Origin of the sequence: Streptomyces sp. NPDC058525, from assembly GCF_042719495.1 — a bacterium.
GTDB lineage: Bacteria > Actinomycetota > Actinomycetes > Streptomycetales > Streptomycetaceae > Streptomyces.
The window spans coordinates 1-18,486 of record NZ_JBHXNP010000082.1 but is presented as its reverse complement, the minus strand read 5'-3'; the positions used below and the strand labels follow the sequence as shown (position 1 = coordinate 18,486).

Sequence of the window (18,486 nt, the reverse complement as noted above, 5' to 3'; positions counted from 1 at the left end):
GGACCGCCCATGACCCCACCCGCCGCCACGCTCACCGGCAGCATCACCCGCCAGCTCGACCAGCTCTCCGCGCACCTGTCCCAGGCCGGGCCCCAGCAGGCCGCACAGATCCTCCAGCAGGTCCTGGACTCCGAGAACGGCATCCTCGGCAGGCTGACCGCCCTGGTCGGCACCGGCACCTACGTCACCAAGCACCACGCCCAGAGCGGCGTCTTCCCTGGGGAGATGTGGCTGGCACTCGGGCGCACCGCCAACACGCTGCACGACCTCGGCCTCGACCTGGACGAACACCAGGAAGTGTTCGAGGAGATCGCCTCGCGCCGCTCCCTGACCACGTCCTCACCGGCCGCCACGCAGGCCACCGCCCTGGTGGCGCGAGGGAGGCACCGGTGAGCAAGAGACAGCAGTGGACCGGCTGGGGCCAGGCCCAGCAGGCGCAGCAGCACTACCTGGTCGAGCCCCGCTACCTGGCCGGCGGCGGAGACCTGCGCCACGTCGGCGAGTTCCTGCGCGCGTCGGGGTGGAAGGACATCGCCGGCCAGTCCGGCACGATGCTCGCCTTCGACTCGCCCGACCAGATGGTGCGCGTGGCCTATCAGCCGCCGGGCGGCTGGCAGGTCCACGGTGCCGCGCACGGACATCAGCCGGCCTGGCAGGTCACCCTGGCCCCGCAGACCCCGGTGGAGATCGTGGCGGGCCTGACCGATGCGCTGACCAAGCCGCGCTCGGCGCACGCCCCGAACGTGTGGGCGCCGCTCACCGAGAAGTCCTGGAGCATGCAGCAGGACAACTACTTCGTCGCTCAGAGCCCCGACCGGCACGCCGTCGTGCAGTACGTCCAGCCCGGCGGTGACGGAAGCCAGAACCACTGGTGGGTCGGCGCCCGCAACGAGCACGGGCCCGTATGGAACGCGCAGGCCACCGCGAGCACGCCGCTGCACCTGGTGCAGTCCCTGACCACGGCCCTGGCCGACCCGGAGCCGGTGATGCGCCCGCTCGGACACGTCCCGCTCAGCAACCGGATCCGCGTCACCTCCGTGTCCGTCCTGCCCGACCAGCTCGGCGCCTGGCAGCAGGCCCGCCTCTCCGCCGCCCGCGCCGCGGCATGGAGCCGCAACTGGGTCTCCTCCCGCACCGGCGCCAAGACGTCCGGCTACGCAAAAACCCGATGAATCGCCCGGCCTCAGCCGCCCGCTCCGGCGTACCCCCCTCCCGGCCACGGCCCTACACCCCAGCGCCGCTGAACCGGCCTCAATCCCCTGGAGCTTTTGATGACTGACGGACACACGACCCGGCTGACCGCCGAGGACATCCGTGCCTCCGCGCACACCCTGCACCTCCTTACCGCCTACCTGCGGACCGGCCCACACGCGGCTGAGGCCCTCGCCCTGATCGCGGCACTCGTCGACGCGGACACCGGCACTGCGGTGCGCCTCGGCGAAGCGCTGCGCGGCATCGCCCGCTACCTCGCCCAGGAGACCACGGTCCCCCGCACCGACACCCTCGAGGCGACCCTGGGCGAATACATCGAGGCCGCGTTCGTCCTGCAGGACCTGCGCCTGCTCGACCTCACCCTCGAACCCCTGCGCACCGCGCCCGTCCGTACGAGCCCCGCCGAAACGGCCCCGTGGCACTAAGCCCCGCCCAGCGGGCCTCGTACGCCAACGACCACCACACGAAGATCCCCTTCGAGACGACGCCCCGCCACCTCGCGGGGCCCGGCGACCTCCGTCACGTCACCCACGCCCTGCTCGCCGCCGGGTGGACCCTCACTTCCGCCCCCGGCGATCCACGGATCGCCCTCACCGGCCCTGACGAGGGCCGACACCACATGGTGATCGACCCGTTCGCCTCCGGCTCCTGGTGGCGGATCCACTCCGTCGACTGGACGTGGAACGCCTCCTTCGACCGGATGGTGCCGACGGAGATCATCGCCGGATTCACCGACAGACTCTTCGACGGCCCTCGCCGAGGCGACACCGGGCCGTGGGGGCACATGCAGAAGGCGGGCTGGAGCGTAGACCTCCGCCCAGACGGAACCGGCGAGGCCCTCTCGCCCGACCCGAGGCTGACCATCCGAGCCGAACTGCGCCCCATCTTCAACGACTCGCCCGACCACCTCGCGTGGCGCATCGAGGCCCAGCCCGAGCACAGCGGCCCCCCGATCTGGCAGATCTGGATCAGCGGCCCGGTCCCGGACCACCTCATGGCCGGCCTGGCCGAGCAGCTCGTCTCCACCGCCCCCGGCCTGCGCGGCATGCACGACCTCGACCACTACGCCGCCCGGCAGGAGAACAGCCCGCTCACCCCGGAGCAGGCGGTCGAAGCCCACTTCTCCCGCATCGACGCCGCCCGGGCCCGAGCACGCACCCAGCGCCGCACCCGTCTCACCACCCGCCTGCCGGCCCCGGCCGCCGCCCCAGCAAGCCCGTCATCCTCCCGCGCATCCCGCCCCTGAACCCTCGAAAAGGCCCGCCCGTGCCCCAACCCGTCCCCTCCGGCAACGCCACCGTCCCCGGCCACCAGGAGATTGCCGCCCGTCTTGCCGTCCTCCGCTCCGCACGAATCGGCCTGTTCGCCACGCACGCCGACAACCTCGAACTCGCCGTCGCACGCCGTACGGTCACCGCGAACCACATCGCCCTCTCCCTCAGGGAAGGCGCACAGCGGTGAGCGGGGCCGAGAAGCCGCCGGTGCTGGCCCAGCTCGTTCCCCGCTACCTGGCCGGCGGCGGGGATCCGCGATGGGTGACCGCCCCGCTGCAAAAGGCCTTCCGCTGGCAGTCGGCCCACATCCCCCTCAGCCCGGTCGTACGGCTCACCCGCCGCGACCGCCAGGCCGAACTGCTGCTGTCACCGGACCCGGACGAGCACTGGTGGACCCTGCACCACACCGGAAGCAGCACCGAGAAGGCGTGGACCATGCGCTTCGGCGCCCGCACCCCGGCCGAGATCGTCGCCGCAGCAACCGACGCCCTCACCACCAACGCGGCCGACAACCCCGCCGATCCGATGCAGATCCTGGAGCACGCCAGGTGGAAGCGCTCCGTCCTGGAACACCAGATCTCCTCCCCGGACGGACTCGTCACCGTCTCCCGGCACCCGCTCGGCGCGCTGCACATCGAGGTCACGGCCCACGACGGCCCCGGAGCGTCCGAACCGACCGCCCGTCCGGCCTGGCGGGCGTACTTCTCCGACCACACCCCGCCCCACCTGTCCGCCGCCGTCCTCGCCGGCATGGTCTCCACCGAGCCGCTGCTGCGTGACGAGAAGGCAATGGCGCCCTTCCTGCGCTACAGCGTCCGTATCGCCCGCGAACGCGTACCCGCCCATCAGGCCGAGTCCGCCCTGTGGGACCGAACCGACCGTCTCGCCGCCCACCGCACCGGCACGCCGCAGCCGCCACAGCCGCCCGGCGGGTCGCTGCACCGCCGCACCCGCTGACCCCTTTCGTCCCACGCCCCCTCCACGGAACAGCGCGCCCTTGTCCCAGTCCAGCTCCTCCTCCGACGGCTACGACATAGCCTTCAAGGTCCTCCTCGGGGTCTTCGCCGTCGCCATCCCCCTCTCCCATCTCGCCTGGCTCGGCGGGAACCTCACCGCCCTGCTCACCGGGCAACCCTGGGCCGACTACCGGCCCGCCGACGCCCTCATCCGTCCCGACCAGCTCTGGCCCGGCCTGGGAGAATCGTCCCTGCTCCTCGGTGTCCGTGTCCTTCCCGTACTCGCCCTGATCGCCCTTGCCGCCGTCGGCGGCGTGTGGTGGAGCCGCCGCAAGGGCGCCTTCGGCGGGAGGAACAAGCGCCGGGTCCAGGGCACCGCCAAGGCCAGAGACATCGAGCCGCTCTTGGCCAAGGCGATCACCGCAAAGGCCCGCAGCCTGCGCCCCAGCCTGATGGACGCCGACCGCATCGCGGCCTCGGACACCGGAATCCTCCTGGGCAACCTGCAGGGCACCCGGACCGAGATCCGGATGGGGTACGAGGACGTCGCGGTGGCGATCATGGCACCGCGCTCCGGGAAGACCACCTCGCTGGCGATCCCCTCCATCCTGGCCGCGCCCGGCGCCGTACTCCTGACCAGTAACAAGGCCGCCGGCGACGCCTATACGACCTGCTTCGACGCCCGCAGCCGAGTGGGGCGGGTGTGGTCGATGGACCCCCAGCAGATCGCCCACGCACCCCGCACCATGTGGTGGAACCCCCTTGCGGACGCCAAGTCCCTGGAGGGAGCGAACCGGCTCGCCGGCCACTTCCTCGCCGCGTCCGTGGACGCCTCCCAGCAGGGCGACTTCTGGTCCAAGGCGGGATCCAACATCTTGTCGCAGCTGTTCCTGGCCGCGGCCCTCGACAACCGCCCGATCACGGACGTGATGCAGTGGCTGGCCTTCCCCGCCGACCGGCGACCGCTCGACATCCTGCGCGACCACGGATTCACCTCCGTCGCAGCCCAGTTGAAGGGCACGGTTGAGGGCCCGCCCGAAACCCGAGACGGCATCTATGAGACCGCGAGACAGTACGCGTCCGCCCTGCTGAGCGCCGACATCGCCGCCTGGGTGACCCCGCAGAAGGACGTACCGGAGTTTCGCCCGGCCGAGTTCGTGGCTTCCACCGACACGCTGTTCCTTCTCTCCAAGGACGGCGGCGGAGGAGCCTCTGCGCTCATCGCAGCGTGCGCCGACTCAGTGATGCGGGCCGCGACCGCCCGAGCCGAACGCACTGGCGGACGTCTCGACCCGCCCATGCTCGCGATCCTCGACGAGGCCGCAAATGTATGCAAAATCAGCGACCTCCCGGACTTGTACTCGCACCTGGGCTCGCGCGGAATCATCCCGATAACGATCTTGCAGTCCTACAGGCAGGGCCAGAAGGTGTGGGGCGACGCGGGCATGGACGCCATGTGGTCGGCGGCCACCATCAAGGTCATCGGGTCTGGCATTGACGACCCGGACTTCGCGGACAAGCTGTCCCGGCTGATCGGCGATCACGACGTGGAGACCAAGTCCACCTCCGTCTCGGAGTCGGGCAAGTCCACCTCGATCAGCATGCGGCAGGAGCGGATCCTGCCCGCGGACCGAATCCGTTCCCTGCCCAAGGGCACGGCCCTCCTCTTCGCGACCGGCCTGCGCGCCGCCATGCTCGACCTTCGCCCCTGGTACCTCGAACCGGGCGCCGGAGAGCTGTCCGCCGCCTCCAAGGCCGCTTCCGACGCCATCACCGCCCGGGCCATCGCCAAGGCCGCACCCCCACAAGCCGACTTCGGGCTGGCCGTATGAGAGACCTCGTTCTGGACCTCTTCGCTGGTCCGGGCGGCTGGGGGCACGCCCTGCACGTCCTGGGCGTGCGCGATGTCGGCCTGGAGTGGGATGAATGGGCCTGCAAGACCCGCGCGGCGACCGGGCAGACCACGATCCGTACCGACGTCGCGCTCTACCCGGTCCGCCCTTTCATCGGCCGGACCCGCGGCCTGATAGCGAGCCCGCCCTGTCAGGCGTGGAGCATGGCCGGCAAGCGCCTCGGCCTGGTAGACCAGCCCCTCGTCCACCAAGCCGTGGCGGACTTGGCCGCCGGACGAGACACCCGCCCCCAACTGCTCGCAGCCTGCCAGGACCAGCGGTCGCTGCTGGCCGCCGAGCCGATGCGCTACCTCCACGCCCTGCACCAGGCCGGCGAGCCGGAATGGGTGCTGATGGAGGAGGTCCCCGACGTCGCGCCCTTGTGGAAGCAGTACGCCGCCGTGCTCCGCTCCTGGGGGTTCTCCACCTGGAGCGGCATCCTCAACGCCGCTGACTACGGCGTGCCGCAGACGAGGCGGCGGGCGATCCTGATCGCTTCCCGGAGCCGTACGGCGACGCCGCCTGAGCCGACACACGCCAAGTTCAGCGAGCCGGAGACCTTCTTCGGGCCCGGCCGCCGAACCTGGGTGTCCATGGCCGAAGCCCTGGGCTGGGGACGCACCGACGGGCCCGTACCCACCGTGTGCGCCGGCGGCGGCCCCGGGGGCGGACCGGAGCCTTTCCCCTCCGGCTCCCGCAAAACCCTCTCCGACGCCCGCGACCGCGGCGCGTGGAAGAACCCCCCGCTGCGCCCCCGGAACCCTGAGACCGGGCCTCCGTGCAGCTGCACGAAGGAATCTCCGGAAACGCCGTGGTGCGGTGGCGGACAGGACTGGGTCTTGCGCAGCAACAGCCAGGCGAACGCGGCCATCCGCCCCGTGACCGAACCGGCCGCCACCTTGTTCTTCGGCAACCGCGCCAACGAATGCGTCTGGACCACTACAGGACCCGCGGAGACAGCGCCGCCGACGATCCGTATCACCGCCGAGGAGGCCGGCATCCTGCAGTCCTTTCCGCCCGCCTACCCCTGGCAGGGCAACAAAGGCCAGCGCTTCTCCCAGATCGGGAACGCTGTTCCCCCCTTGTTCGCGGCCCACTTGATCGCACCACACGTCGAACGCGTGCTCACCCGCGACGACTTCGTCCTGGGGGCATGATGTCCGACGCCGCCTGTACCGAAGCCGACGAGAATGTCCTGCAGTACCCGGCGTCTCCGCCGGTGGTCCACTACGCCGAACAGGCCCTGCTCGGCGCCCTGCTCCTGGTTCCCGAGCGGCTCAAGACCATCGGGCCGCTCGAGCCTGAGCACTTCGCCAACACCGCGCACAGCGCCCTGTTCGCGGCGATGCGCACGGTGTCCCCGCCCACGCCCGAGGTCCACCGGGCCCGCCCGGTGTGGCCGAACCAGCTCCTCGACGCGGCCCAGCCCCGGGCCCGAGCCCTGACGGCCTCCTACCTGCACACCCTCATCAGCGTCTGCCCCACCGACGCCCACGCCCCTGCCTACGCGCAGATGGTCCGTTCCGGGTATGCCCGCCGCGTTCTGCGCCGACATGCCGGTCTCCTCGCCCAGGCCGCCCGTGCACCGGGGCCCGATCCGGCTCGGACGGTCCTCACCCGGGCCGACCAGCTAGCCGTCTACCTCGACGAGCTGACCACGACCTTCCCCTCACACCCCGGATCAACGCCCCGGACCCCTCCGACTCCCGCCCCGACTGCTGAGGCGTCGGAAGAGGCGGAGGACGAGGAACGGATGCTCCTGGCCACGGCCACCGCACACCCCGATGGCCTGCCTCGGATGCGCTGGCTACACGAGGGCGACTTCACCGCCCCCGCGCACGCCGCCCTCTACGCCTGCTTGACGGCACTCGCCCGCCGGGGTGCACCCGTGGACCCCATCACCCTCCTGTGGGAGGCTCAGCAGCGCGGCCTGCTTCGCGAAGGGCTCCAGCCCGACGAGGTCCTCGACTTGCTCGCCCATCCCGCAGGGGCACCCGAGCACTGGGGCCAGCAGGTCCTCCAGCGCGCTCTCCTGGCACAGGCTGGTGCCGTTGCCGCACGAATCGAAGCGCTCACTGCGGACGACGCCACATCCGTCCACCAGCTGGCCACCGGCAGCCGCCGGGCACTCTCCGCACTGTCCTCAGTACGGAGCCGCTGGCACCAAGCCACAGGCGACTTCGCCGAGAAGCCCACCGCCCGCCAGCCTGCCGTCCCCCGTGCTCCCGCCGTCCGCACCCCGGCCGCGCGAGCTGGCCCTGCCACCCGCACCCCCGCCCGGCCAGGCCGATGACCAAGAGAGGTTGCCCGCACCTCAGCGACTCCCGCCCACCCACAATCGTGCCTCCTCCGCCCCCTCCCGTTCGCCGACCAGGCTCCAACACGGCGCTCGGTGCCCCGCATGCTCGTGCCGTGGCCCCCCGATGAGTCGTCTACCAGTCCGCCACTGGGCGGAATACCTTGGCATCCGAAGTCTTCGCCAGTTCCCAAGAGATCAGCGAGTAGCCCTCGGGCCTCTTTTCCAGTGGATGGTGGTTCCGCAAGGCGCAGATGATGAGCTCGCTGGACTCGACTGCCATCGGCCAGCCCTCCGGCGTCGCTCCCCGCTCTGCCTTGTAGTAGGGGTTTCGGGCCACGATGCCAGTGACCCACTTATCCGGAACGCTCGCCTCCTCCGAGGGGCTCTCGGGGCGCTCGGCCCAGGAGATCGAGGGGACGTCGTCAGAGGAGACGAGGTACCCGACAGCTTCCAGCGGCTCGTGATCCTTCAGGTGTTCCCGGGTCACAGCGCGGCCTGTAAGTGGACGGAGGAAGCCCGAGGCCATCGCGTCGTATCGCTCGAAGAGGTGCCGGAGCGGAGCCATGTCGACCGGAATGCCCACCAGTTGGAAGGAGATATTGCAGCGCAGTACCACGCGGGAAGGGTCGCTGGAGACATCAGCTGTCAGCGTGTAGAAGCCTCCGCCTAGGCAGGTGTCGAAGTACGCGACCTGCTCGGTGTGGTGGATGTCCTCCAGTCCGCCGTAGCGCTTCGTCCTGCCGGTCAGCGCGTTGACGAACTCCCGAGCGCCGGTTCCGTGCCACGCCGTGGTTGCCTGTCGGATGCTCCAGGATGGTTCGGATGTCGTCCAGCCCATGGAGTTCAGCGTGTGGACGAGATCAATGAGACCGCCTTCGTCCAAACGGCGGACCGGGAGGTCCAGGGCGACCCCGTTGCCGCTGGCGATCACCCAGTCGACATCGGGCAGTTCATGGACGAAGACGAGTTCACCGAAGCTGTCGTCGGCGGTGACGTACGGCAGCGGCTCCAGCGTGTCCCCAAGCAGGGAGACGCTGGCTGCCGGCAGATCGTTGATCGGTCGGCGCTTGGTCTTCCTCGTGGTGTCCAGGCCAAGGTGGACACGACCGTGGGCGACAAGCTCCGCCTGCTTTGCCTTCAACAGGTTGGCAAGCGATTCAGGTGAACGGAGGAGCTGCAGCAGTTCCTTCTCACCGATGAGCAGTATGGGCTGTCGCCCTCGGAATTCGACGACCTGCTGGATGACGGATTCCGTGAAGCCCGCGATGCTGATGATCACACCGATAGTGGCAGGGCCAGCTCGCTCCACGCGGGCCCGCACGCTGTCGAAGGTGTTGACGTCAACAGGCGCCTGTTCCCATTTGGCCTCGATCACGTACCAGGCGTCGCCGTAGCCCGCGACAAGATCGGTTTGCCTTGGTCGTGCAGCGCCGGCATTTCGCTGGACGCGGAAGTGCGCGTTCTGGAACAGCCGCTCCAACAACTCCTCGAGCTTCCGGCCACGTCGATGCGCGTCCGAAGTGGACTGGAGTCGCTTGAACTCCGATACCAGCAAGGACTCCCACCCCATTGGGGTACCTCCCCATCGCCTTGGCCAGCCCACCCCAAGGAACCGCGTACCGGCCACAACGACGCGGCATCGCTCCGGATGCTACGTCCCGGCACTGACACACGTTCAGGTCAGTGAGCCGGCCTATGCCGCCGCGTCGTAGGACAGCCGAAACAGCTCCATCGCCCGCTCGAGGTCCTTGTCTGAGCGCAGCTGGACCTCCAGGTCGCCGGTGCCGTGATGCCCAAGCCCCGTTACATCCCTGGTGAACCCCGGCACGAGATCGACAGTTGTAGGCGCCGCCTTGAGGTATGCGAGGAGCTTGTCCTGCCGGGATGTGATACAGGCGAAGTTGCGCAGCCGCTGGTACGCGTCGTACTGCTTGCGCTCGACCTTCGCGACGTCCCCGCCCAGCCCCAGCAGCGCCTCGTCCACGGCTGCCGCCAGTTCCGCCATCGCCTCGCACGCGCGCCGGACGGGCACGGATGCGTCGGTGCCTCGGCGCCGCAGGCGCGACGGCACTTTGCCCTGCGCGGCCACTGAGGCGACGGTCTCCAACCCGATGTGATGCTGCCCGTACAGCCGATAGCGGACCAGGTCGATCGAGTGGCGATGCTCCCGCACGGCATGCAGGTCATAGCGGGTGAAGTCGCCGGCGATGCAGATCAGCCGGGGCGCGCTCCACAGGACCTGAGACGCTGCCGTCTCCCCGAGACGCTCGCGGACCAGCGCTTGGAACTCGGTGCGATGGTCCATCAGCCAGGCCACGTAGAACAGCCCTTGCGACAGCACACCGGGGTCGGTGGTTCGCTTGTACTCGACGATCACCGGAGCACCGTTCTCGTCGAGCCCCAGCGAGTCGATGCGCCCGCCGTGGACAGGGCCGGTGCTGTATTCGGAGGCGAGGAATCGAACCCCGAGCATCGCCTCCATCGCCCCCTCGACCAGGCCCTGCACATCGGCCTCAGCCTCAGCCAATCGCGGCAGGACTTCGGTCACGCCTTCTTTCGTGGAGAACAGCTTCAGGCTCAACACCCCCTTGTCGCACGTGCCGAGGGGTAACACCCGCAGGTTCAGGGATATTTCCGCCAGCCGGGCCATCCGGGGATCGGATCTTTCGGGCCAGGCTCCGCCGGGGCAGCACTCACGCTCGACCACTCTGAGGTCCAGCGAACCCCAGGCCGCCCTTCCGGAGTGCCCGTCGCCGATCCTCCCGTTCACTGCGCCGTGATGCCCCACCCCTCCCCTCCGACCATCCGTTCGACCGAGCGACCGCGATGCCGAGCGTGAGCAGGGCAGCTCGGTGATACACGAGGCTCCCGGACGACCACCACCCCGGCAAGCCGAGCGCCCATCACTGATCAGTGCTGTTGCGTGCGGGTCCCGAAGGCCGTGACAGCGGCAGCGGTGGAGAGGACCGCCAGCAGCGCGAACAGCGCGGGGTACCCGCCGAGGGGTCCGGCCAGGGCTGCGCCGGCGAAGGGGGCGATGGCGGCGGCTGCGTGGGCTGGTGCGCCAAGGAGGCCGGAAAGTCGGCCGTAGTGGGTGGTGCCCCAGCGATCGGTGACGGCTGTGGCCTGGAGGAGGGTGAGGTTGCCGCGGATCACTCCGGCAAGGACGGACACAGCAACGAGTAGGGCGTACGGGCCGGCCACGGTGGCGAGGGCCGCGGTGGTGAGGGCGCCGAGCGCGATCAGGGTGACGGTGCGGGCGGTGACACCCAGGCGGCGGGCGAGCATCGCGTACAGGGTGCGGCCGAGCGTCTGTCCGGCGCCTCCGAGGCCGAGGACCCATGCGGCTTGGGTGGTGGTGTAGCCGCGTTCGAGGAGGAGGGGGACGAGGCCGATGACGACGGCATACATGGCGAACGCGGACAGGGTGAAGGTGACGGACAGCATCCAGAACGCCCGGCTGCGCACGACCTGCTCGTGGCCGCTGGTGATGTGCGGCGGGCTCGGTGGGGCCGGCGGCCACGGGGCTTTCAGTGCGATCGCGTGGGCCGGGACGGTCAGGGCGGCGAGGATGCCGGCGAGCACTACGTAGGTGGCGCGCCAGGACATGTGGTCGGCGAGGATCGCAGTCAGGGGTGCGAAGACGGTGGAGGCGAGTCCGCCGGCGAGGGTGACGATCGTGAGCGCGCGGACGTGTTCGGGGCCCCACCAGCGGGTGAGGGCGGCGAAGGCGGGCTGGTAGAGGATGGCGGCCATGGCCGCTCCGGCGAGTAGCCATCCGGCGAAGAAGACGGGCAGGTTGGGGGCCGCGGCTATCACGAGGAGGCTCAGCGAACCCAGGATGGAGCCGGTCGTCATGACGGTGCGGGGCCCGCGATGGTCGAGGACACGGCCGACGTAGATCCCGGCGATGGCGGAGACGACGAGGGCGGCGGAAAACGCCGCGGTGGTTGCGCCCGCGCTCCAGCCGGTGTCGGCGGTGATGGCCGGGTTGAGGACAATGAAGGCGTAGTAGACGATGCCCCAGCTGGTGATCTGGGTGAGGCAGAAGGCGGGCAGGACGGCGCGTGGCCGCGACCGGACCCCCGTCCCGGTCGCGGCCACGCCGCTTTGAAGGTCGCTCACCTCAGCAGCCGCCGGAGGAGGCGGGTGCGGCGCCGATGGTGAGGGTGGCCGGGGCCGCGCAGCAGCCGCCACCGGTTTCCTCCGCGGCCTCCGGCTCGTCGAAGAGGCCCGCGCCGCCGCACACGCCGGTCTCCGGGAGGGTGAGTTCGACGCGCTCGGCGGCCTCGTGGTCGCCGACGAGGTGGGCGGCGATGGAGCGGACCTGCTCGTAGCCGGTCATGGCGAGGAAGGTCGGGGCGCGGCCGTAGGACTTCATGCCGACGAGGTAGACGTCCTTCTCCGGATGGGAGAGCTCGTTCACGCCGTGCGGGTACACGGTGCCGCAGGAGTGCTGGTTCGGGTCGATCAGCGGCGCCAGCTCGACCGGAGCCTGCAGGCGCTCGTCCAGGCCGAGGCGCAGCTCGTCCAGGAAAGAGAGGTCGGGGCGGAAGCCGGTCAGGACGATGACCTCGTCCACCGGGTCCAGGCGGCGGCCGTCCTCCCCGACGAGGACCAGGCGGCCGTCCTCGTCGCGCTCGAAGGCGTCGGTGCGGAAGCCGGTGACGGCGTCGGCGTAGCCGCCGTCGACGGCCGCCTTCGCGGCGAGGCCGAGGGCGCCGCGGGCGGGCAGCTGGTCGGCTTCCCCGCCGCCGAAGGTCGAGCCGGAGATGCCCCGGCGCAGGATCCAGGTGGCGTGGGTTCCGGTGCCGTCGTCGGCCTTGGCGAGGTCGGCCAGGTAGGCGAGGGCGGTGAAGGCGGAGGCGCCGGAGCCGATGACCGCGGTGCGCTTGCCCGCGTACCGGGCCCGGACGGCGGGGTCCTTCAAGTCCGGGACGCGGTAGCCGATCCGGTCGGCGGCCGCCTTCTCCCCCAGGGCCTTGAGGCCGCTGCCGCCGGCGGGGCTGGGGGTGGACCAGGTGCCGGAGGCGTCGATGACCGCGCGGGCGAAGATCCGCTGCTCGCGGCCGTCGGCGTTCTCGTAGTGGACGACGAAGGGCTGGGCCTCGCGGTCGGCGTCGACGATGCGGTCGCGGCCGGCGCGGGAGACACCGGTGACTCGGGCGTCGTAGCGGACCTGCTCGCCGAGCACGTCGGCCAGCGGCTGGAGGTACCGCTCGGCCCAGTCTCCGCCGGAGGGGTAGGTGTCCTCGGCGGGCTTGACCCAGCCGGTCGGGGCGAGGAGCTTCTCGGCGGCCGGGTCGACGACCTCGCCCCAGCGGGAGAACAGTCGCACGTGGGCCCATCCGCGGACGGCGGATCCGGCGGTGGTCCCGGCTTCCAGGACGAGGGGCTCCAGGCCGCGGTCGACGAGGTGGGCGGCGGCCGCGAGTCCGGCGGGGCCAGCCCCGATGACGACGACGGGCAGCTCGGTGATGGTCTCGCTCATGACAGGTCTCCGGGTCTTTGTGCAGGCAGGCGGGGTGGGCGGGGACTTCAGGTGGTCAGCAGCAGCCGGCGCCGGTAGCGACGGCCTCGCGCTTGGACTGGGGGTCGCAGCAGGCTCCGGCGGCTTCCGCGTCCTCGCTGGTGCCACAACACGGTGAGGACTCGGCGGGAGCCGCCTCCGCCGTGGGCGCGGCCGGGGCGGGGCCACAGCAGGAAGCCGCCGTCTCGGCGTGGTTCGGGCTGGGGTTGACCGACTCATTCATGACGGCTCCCTAGGTGTTTCGAAGTTTGTCTATGGCTTGCGTGATCAGCATGGCACCTGTATCGATAGGCGTCAACATAGACATTCATCTATTTCGTGGGAGTAGTCGTGGAGCGCGTGGAAGTCGTCGTCATCGGAGGTGGGCAAGCGGGGCTGGCCACCGCACAGGCGCTGGTCCAGGCGGGGCTGCAGCCGGTGGTTCTCGAGGCATCCGACCGGGCGGCCGGGTCGTGGCCGCGCTACTACGACAGCCTGACCCTGTTCTCCCCGGCCCGGTTCAGCGCCTTGCCCGGTATGCCGTTCGGCGGGGATCCGGGCCGCTATCCGCATCGGGACGAAGTCGTCGCCTACCTGACTGCCTACTCCGACCGCCTGCAGGCCGACATCCGCACCGGTCAGCGCGTGGCCACAGTCTTGGCCGACGGCGCCGGGTTCACGGTCGAGCTGGAGGGCGGCGGGCGGCTGTCGACTCTGGCAGTGGTCGCGGCCTCGGGCAGCTTCGGCCGCCCCCACCACCCCGACCTGCCGGGCCTGGAGACCTTCGGCGGGCAGGTCGTGCACGCGGCCGACTACCGCAGCCCGGCCGCGTTCGCCGGCCAGCGGGTCGTGGTGGTCGGGGCGGGAAACTCAGCGGTCCAGATAGCCGCCGAGCTCGCCCGCGAAAGCCGGACCACGCTAGCCACGCGGGCCCCGGTGAAGTTCGCCCACCAGCACCTGCTGGGGAGGGACCTGCACTTCTGGCTGACCCGCACCGGTCTCGACTCCGCACCGCTCGGGCGCCTGCTGCGGACCCCGCCCGGCCAACCGGTCCTGGACGACGGCCGCTACCGCGCCGCCCTGGCGGCCGGCAGCCCCGACCGGCGCCCGATGTTCCAGCGCCTGGACGGAGACACGGCCACCTGGCCGGACGGCGCCACCGAGAGGCTGGATGCGCTGATCCTGGCCACCGGCTACCGCCCGGACCTGCCCTACCTGGCCGGGCTCGGCGGCGCGCTCGACGCCTCCGGCCAGCCCCGACACCAGGACGGCGCCTCCTCCGCACACCCACACCTGGCCTTCGTAGGCCTGGAGTGGCAGCGCAGCCTGTCCTCGAACTCCCTGCGTGGCGTCGGCCGGGACGCCGCGCGGGCGGCCCGCCGCCTGGCCGCCTACCTGGCCCGCGCGTGAGGCCCCTGCCACTCTAGTTCGACGTGTGTCAACATAGACGTATGTCGAATGCGAAGGTACTGCCGCTCCTGGAGCCCGAGGCCGTCGCGCCCTGCTGCCCCCCGCTGGCCGAGCGCCCCATGTCGGCGGACGAGGCCGAGGTCGCGGCGAAGATGTTCAAGGCCCTCGGCGACCCAGTGCGCATGCGCCTGTTCTCCGCCGTCGCCTCCCACGAGGGCGGCGAGGCGTGCGTCTGCGACATCTCCGACGTCGGCGTCTCGCAGCCCACCGTCTCCCATCACCTCAAGAAGCTGAAGGAAGCCGGCCTGCTGTCCTCCGAGCGGCGCGGCACGTGGGTGTACTACCGGGTCGAGCCGTCCGTGCTCGCCGCCATGGGCGCGCTGCTGACCGGCGCTGCGAAGGCCGCGTGACCGGCGTGCGGATCGATGAGCTGCGGCCCGAGCACGCTGAGCAGGTGCTGGGCATCTACCAGGCAGGGATCGACGAAGGCAACGCGACCTTCGAGACGCAGGCCCCCGACTGGGCCTCGTTCGACAAGGCCAAGCTGCCCGGCCACCGCTTCGTCGCCCTCGACGGCAACGGCGGCCGGGTGCTGGGCTGGGTCGCGGCGAGCGCGGTCTCCGACCGGTGCGCCTACGCGGGCGTGGTCGAGCACTCCGTGTACGTCCACCCCGACGCCCGCGGCCGTGGCGTCGCGCGAGCCCTCCTGGATGCGCTGATCGCTTCCACGGAGTCGGCGGGGATCTGGACGATCCAGTCCGGGATCTTCCCCGAGAACGCCGCCAGCCTCGCCCTCCACGAGCGAGCCGGCTTCCGCGTCATCGGTATCCGCGAACGCATCGGGCGCCATCACGGGGCGTGGCGGGACGTGGTGCTGCTCGAACGCCGGAGCTCCGCGATCACCTGACGGGGGTCTCTCCACCGCCGAGGGTGAGCTGGCGGCGGTGGAATTCGAGGTGCCGGTTCGGGTAGCGGTAGACGTCCGCGAGGCTCATGAAGTCCGTGAAGAAGGAATCCCAGCGCACGGGGAAATGCATGCCCCGGGCGAGGAATTCCTCCGGCGCGGCCGCCAGCCTGCGGGTCAGAGAGTCGATGACGCGGTCGAACGCGGCGGCTGTCCGGCGTGGAGTGAACACTTTCACGGCGCCGCACGGGCCTGCGTAGTTGATCAGGTCGAACGGCCGTGTGACGGCGTTCAAGAGGCGGGCGAAGGCCCTGCTCGCACTGTCGGGCAGGCGGGAGAACAGCCGCACGAGCGGTAGCAGCACCCGGGTGATCAGGTAGCCGAAGAACATGTGCCACAGCAGTTGTTCGTTGGTCCAGCGGGTGCCGTTCGTGGGGCGGGTGAGCTCTGCCGCGGTAGCGGTGTCGAGCAACTGGTGGAAGGTGCGCCGGGCGCGTTCGTAGTCCTCGTGCACGGTCTGCCGGTCCATCGCGCCCATGTCCCGCCTCCATGCTGTCAGTCGTCGTCCCGCAGGAGCGGGCCGAAGGTCTGCTCGGCGAGCTCCACGGCCCGGTTGCTGCCGACGATCTCGCCGTGGACTTCGGGGTTGTTTCGCTTCCATTGTTCGGCGGAGACGGGGCCGGTGAAGAAGTTCAGGGCGTCGCAGCAGACGGATGCGGCGGGTCCGTCACCCGTGCGCCGGCCGACGAAGACCACTGTGGTCACAGGCTCCCAGGTCGGTGCCCCGCCGGTGAAGGTGACGGTGACAGGTTCGCCGGTCACGGGATCGATGGAGGAGACCGTGACGTCCTGTCCGAGCATCGCGCAGATACCGAGGGCGTCGATCGCGCACATCGACCACACCTGGACGCCGTCGGCCAGCCGGACCCGGTGTCGGGTGGGCGTGGCGGAGAAGGGGTAGGCCGCGGAGATCCGTCCGGCCGGGCCAAGGGTGAGGAAGTCCTCCCGGTCCAGCTCGACCAGCACCTCGGCCGCCGTACGTCCGGCCATGGCGGCGACAACATCCAGGGCAGCGGGGTCGGGAGCGTGGCCCGTCGTCGCGAAGTGCCGCAGGACCGCCTGGTGGACGGCTCGCAAGCCGCGCTCGGCCGGGGCCCGCCGGCCCCGGCCCGCCCGGCCGATCGGATCGAGTACGTCCACACGGCCCGGCTCGCAGCAGCCGTCGCTTGCGCTCCCGTGTGCGTCGGGGGTGCCCGCGAGTGCTCGGCGCAGGGCCTGGACGGTCGGCGCCCCGTCCGCGCGGCCGTCCGAGTCCCGGTAGAGGCGGCAGGAGACGGATGGGAGAGCCCCCGGCATCGCGAAGGGGTCCACGCCGTCCAGCAGGATGGTGGGTGAGCCGGTCATGCCCAGGCGCGCCGCTTCCTCCTCCTGGCGGACCTCGACCGTCTCGAGTGGGGTGGGGCGTCCGTCGAGGGCGGCTGTGATCCGCTCCTGGATCAGGGGCAGGTTCGGGCAGTCCGGCACGACGAGGATGGTGATCCGCATCCCGGTTTCCTTCTAGCTCGGGGTTCGTGGCCGACCGTAGACCTTCCAGTGCACTGGAAGGTCAAGGGCGTAGCGTGAAGGCATGGGAATGCGCATCGGTGATCTCGCGGCGGCCGGGGGCGTGACGGCCAAGACCGTCCGCTTCTACGAGCAGGCCGGGCTGCTACCGGCCCCACCGCGTACGACGAGCGGGTACCGGGACTATCCGCCCGAGACGGTCCAGCGGCTCGGGTTCGTCCGCGACGCCCAGGCAGCCGGGCTGACACTCGCCGAGATCCGGTCCGTGCTGGAACTCCGCGACAGCGGCCAGGCGCCCTGCGAACGAGTCGCCGCGTTGATCGACGAGCACCTCGCCGAGATCGAACGGCGGATGATCGAACTCGCCCAGACCCGCGCCGCCCTGCGCGACCTTGCCCAGCGGGCGGCCGCCACCGATCCCACGACCTGCCAGGCCGACGACATCTGCACGATCATCGCCACGCCCTGAGCCGCTCCTGCCTGCTGGCGTCAGCCGCCGAGAAGTTCCGCGATCTCGCGGGCGGCCTCTCGGGCGGGACGCCCCACCCCGATCAGCGTCGCGGAGGCGGGGCCGGTCCAGTCGCCGTAGCCGAGCAGGTGCAGGCGCGGTTCGTCCACGGCCCGGGTGCCGACGGTGGAGATGTGCCCTTGGCTGCCGCGCAGGCGCAGGGCCGCGAAAGGAGCGAGCGCGGGCCGGAAGCCGGTGCACCAGATGATTGCGTCGACTTCCGCGACAGTGCCATCGGCCCACTCCACGCCGGCGGCGGTGAGACGGCTGAACATCGGCTTCGCGGTCAGGAGTCCGGCATCCCGAGCGGCGCGTACGGGCGGCACGGCGACGATGTCACCGAGGGAGGCGACGCCGCCGGTGTCGGTGCGGCCTTCGTCCAGGGCGCGGCGGCGGGCGGTGGCGTGGTCGAAGAGGGCCCGGCCGTCGATGTCGTCGGCGAGGTAGCGGGGCGGGCGCTGAGTGACCCAGGTCAGGTCGATTCCGGCGTGGGCGAGGTCGGCGGCGATCTGGGCGCCGGAATTGCCACCACCCACCACGGCTACCCGCTGTCCGGTGAACTCGGCCGGACTCTGGTACTGGACGGTGTGGAGCTGGCGGCCGGTGTACTCGCGGCGGCCGGGGACGGTCGGAAGGAAGGGGCGGGTCCAAGTGCCGGTGGCGCTGACGACCGCGCGGGCCTGCCAGTCGCCGCTGTCCGTCACAACGCGTAGGAAGGCGCCGTCGCGGTGGACCGCTTCCACCCACACCCCGCGCTGCACGGGCAGCTCGTACCGCTTCTCGTAGTCGGCGAGGTAGTCGACGACATGCTGCGCGTCGGGGTAGGTCTGCCCGGGCTGGACCGGCATCAGCCGACCGGGCAGAGACGAATACTCGGCCGGGGAGAACAGGTGCAGGGAGTCCCAGGTGTGCTGCCAGGCTCCGCCGGGCGCCGTCTGGGCGTCGAGGATGACGTGCTC

Annotated in this window: 20 protein-coding genes; 13 read left to right on the top strand and 7 right to left on the bottom strand. The window is 70.9% G+C overall.

Annotated elements, in window-relative coordinates; translation table 11 throughout:
- Window positions 1-9 precede the first annotated feature (9 nt).
- From ACFWP3_RS30495 to ACFWP3_RS30455, 9 genes are all read left to right on the top strand, one after another.
- Window positions 10-393 carry a hypothetical protein gene (locus ACFWP3_RS30495; protein WP_384227388.1) on the top strand — a complete coding sequence of 128 codons (384 nt, stop codon included), beginning with the start codon at window positions 10-12 and terminating at the stop codon, window positions 391-393.
- Window positions 390-1,172, top strand: a complete 783-nt coding sequence (locus ACFWP3_RS30490; protein ID WP_384227386.1) for a DUF317 domain-containing protein — start codon at window positions 390-392, stop codon at window positions 1,170-1,172. Before ACFWP3_RS30495 ends, ACFWP3_RS30490 begins: the two co-directional genes overlap by 4 nt.
- A 99-nt stretch (window positions 1,173-1,271) precedes the next feature.
- Window positions 1,272-1,637: a hypothetical protein gene (locus ACFWP3_RS30485; RefSeq protein ID WP_384227384.1), complete on the top strand. Its 366-nt coding sequence runs from the start codon at window positions 1,272-1,274 to the stop codon at window positions 1,635-1,637.
- A complete protein-coding gene (locus tag ACFWP3_RS30480; RefSeq protein ID WP_384227382.1) occupies window positions 1,628-2,458 on the top strand; it encodes a DUF317 domain-containing protein in 831 nt (276 codons plus the stop codon). Before ACFWP3_RS30485 ends, ACFWP3_RS30480 begins: the two co-directional genes overlap by 10 nt.
- A 20-nt stretch (window positions 2,459-2,478) precedes the next feature.
- Window positions 2,479-2,673, top strand: coding sequence for a hypothetical protein (locus tag ACFWP3_RS30475; RefSeq protein WP_384227380.1), 195 nt, complete (start codon window positions 2,479-2,481; stop codon window positions 2,671-2,673).
- Window positions 2,670-3,443: a DUF317 domain-containing protein gene (locus tag ACFWP3_RS30470; RefSeq protein ID WP_384227378.1), complete on the top strand. Its 774-nt coding sequence runs from the start codon at window positions 2,670-2,672 to the stop codon at window positions 3,441-3,443. Before ACFWP3_RS30475 ends, ACFWP3_RS30470 begins: the two co-directional genes overlap by 4 nt.
- A 40-nt stretch (window positions 3,444-3,483) precedes the next feature.
- Window positions 3,484-5,274, top strand: coding sequence for a type IV secretory system conjugative DNA transfer family protein (locus ACFWP3_RS30465; protein WP_384227376.1), 1,791 nt, complete (start codon window positions 3,484-3,486; stop codon window positions 5,272-5,274).
- On the top strand, window positions 5,271-6,491 hold the full coding sequence (locus tag ACFWP3_RS30460; RefSeq protein WP_384227374.1) for a DNA cytosine methyltransferase: 1,221 nt from the start codon (window positions 5,271-5,273) through the stop codon (window positions 6,489-6,491). Before ACFWP3_RS30465 ends, ACFWP3_RS30460 begins: the two co-directional genes overlap by 4 nt.
- Window positions 6,488-7,627 carry a DnaB-like helicase N-terminal domain-containing protein gene (locus ACFWP3_RS30455; protein ID WP_384227372.1) on the top strand — a complete coding sequence of 380 codons (1,140 nt, stop codon included), beginning with the start codon at window positions 6,488-6,490 and terminating at the stop codon, window positions 7,625-7,627. The genes ACFWP3_RS30460 and ACFWP3_RS30455 overlap by 4 nt, the downstream gene beginning before the upstream one ends.
- Window positions 7,628-7,766: 139 nt before the next feature.
- Here the strand turns inward: ACFWP3_RS30455 and ACFWP3_RS30450 are convergent, their stop codons facing one another.
- The 4 genes from ACFWP3_RS30450 to ACFWP3_RS30435 form a co-directional block, all read right to left on the bottom strand.
- The gene (locus ACFWP3_RS30450) at window positions 7,767-9,203 is read right to left on the bottom strand and encodes a restriction endonuclease (protein WP_384227370.1); all 1,437 of its coding nucleotides are present in this window, start codon (window positions 9,201-9,203) and stop codon (window positions 7,767-7,769) included.
- 123 nt (window positions 9,204-9,326) lie between these two features.
- On the bottom strand, window positions 9,327-10,217 hold the full coding sequence (locus tag ACFWP3_RS30445; protein WP_384227445.1) for a DUF5655 domain-containing protein: 891 nt from the start codon (window positions 10,215-10,217) through the stop codon (window positions 9,327-9,329).
- 326 nt (window positions 10,218-10,543) lie between these two features.
- On the bottom strand, window positions 10,544-11,758 hold the full coding sequence (locus tag ACFWP3_RS30440) for an MFS transporter (protein WP_384227368.1): 1,215 nt from the start codon (window positions 11,756-11,758) through the stop codon (window positions 10,544-10,546).
- 1 nt (window position 11,759) lies between these two features.
- Entirely contained in the window at window positions 11,760-13,124 is a 1,365-nt protein-coding gene (locus ACFWP3_RS30435) for an NAD(P)-binding domain-containing protein (RefSeq protein WP_384227366.1), read from the bottom strand.
- Window positions 13,125-13,493: 369 nt separating this feature from the next.
- Between ACFWP3_RS30435 and ACFWP3_RS30430 the strand changes: the two genes are divergently transcribed.
- The 3 genes from ACFWP3_RS30430 to ACFWP3_RS30420 are packed head-to-tail and all read left to right on the top strand — an operon-like array spanning window position 13,494 to window position 15,459.
- Window positions 13,494-14,552, top strand: a complete 1,059-nt coding sequence (locus ACFWP3_RS30430; RefSeq protein WP_384227364.1) for a flavin-containing monooxygenase — start codon at window positions 13,494-13,496, stop codon at window positions 14,550-14,552.
- Between the two features lie 41 nt (window positions 14,553-14,593).
- The gene (locus ACFWP3_RS30425; RefSeq protein WP_384227362.1) at window positions 14,594-14,962 is read left to right on the top strand and encodes an ArsR/SmtB family transcription factor; all 369 of its coding nucleotides are present in this window, start codon (window positions 14,594-14,596) and stop codon (window positions 14,960-14,962) included.
- Window positions 14,959-15,459, top strand: coding sequence for a GNAT family N-acetyltransferase (locus tag ACFWP3_RS30420; protein ID WP_384227360.1), 501 nt, complete (start codon window positions 14,959-14,961; stop codon window positions 15,457-15,459). The genes ACFWP3_RS30425 and ACFWP3_RS30420 overlap by 4 nt, the downstream gene beginning before the upstream one ends.
- Here ACFWP3_RS30420 and ACFWP3_RS30415 read toward each other — a convergent pair.
- Together ACFWP3_RS30415 and ACFWP3_RS30410 are read right to left on the bottom strand one after the other, a co-directional pair.
- Window positions 15,452-15,994: a DinB family protein gene (locus ACFWP3_RS30415; RefSeq protein WP_384227357.1), complete on the bottom strand. Its 543-nt coding sequence runs from the start codon at window positions 15,992-15,994 to the stop codon at window positions 15,452-15,454. The genes ACFWP3_RS30420 and ACFWP3_RS30415 overlap by 8 nt on opposite strands.
- Window positions 15,995-16,011: 17 nt before the next feature.
- Window positions 16,012-17,001 (bottom strand): alkylmercury lyase family protein, encoded by a 990-nt coding sequence (locus ACFWP3_RS30410; protein ID WP_384227354.1) that lies wholly within the window; start codon window positions 16,999-17,001, stop codon window positions 16,012-16,014.
- A gap of 88 nt (window positions 17,002-17,089) precedes the next feature.
- Between ACFWP3_RS30410 and ACFWP3_RS30405 the strand changes: the two genes are divergently transcribed.
- The gene (locus tag ACFWP3_RS30405) at window positions 17,090-17,488 is read left to right on the top strand and encodes a heavy metal-responsive transcriptional regulator (RefSeq protein WP_384227442.1); all 399 of its coding nucleotides are present in this window, start codon (window positions 17,090-17,092) and stop codon (window positions 17,486-17,488) included.
- 20 nt (window positions 17,489-17,508) lie between these two features.
- Here the strand turns inward: ACFWP3_RS30405 and ACFWP3_RS30400 are convergent.
- On the bottom strand, window positions 17,509-18,486 hold a 978-nt coding region (locus ACFWP3_RS30400; RefSeq protein ID WP_384227352.1), incomplete at its 5' end, for an ArsO family NAD(P)H-dependent flavin-containing monooxygenase.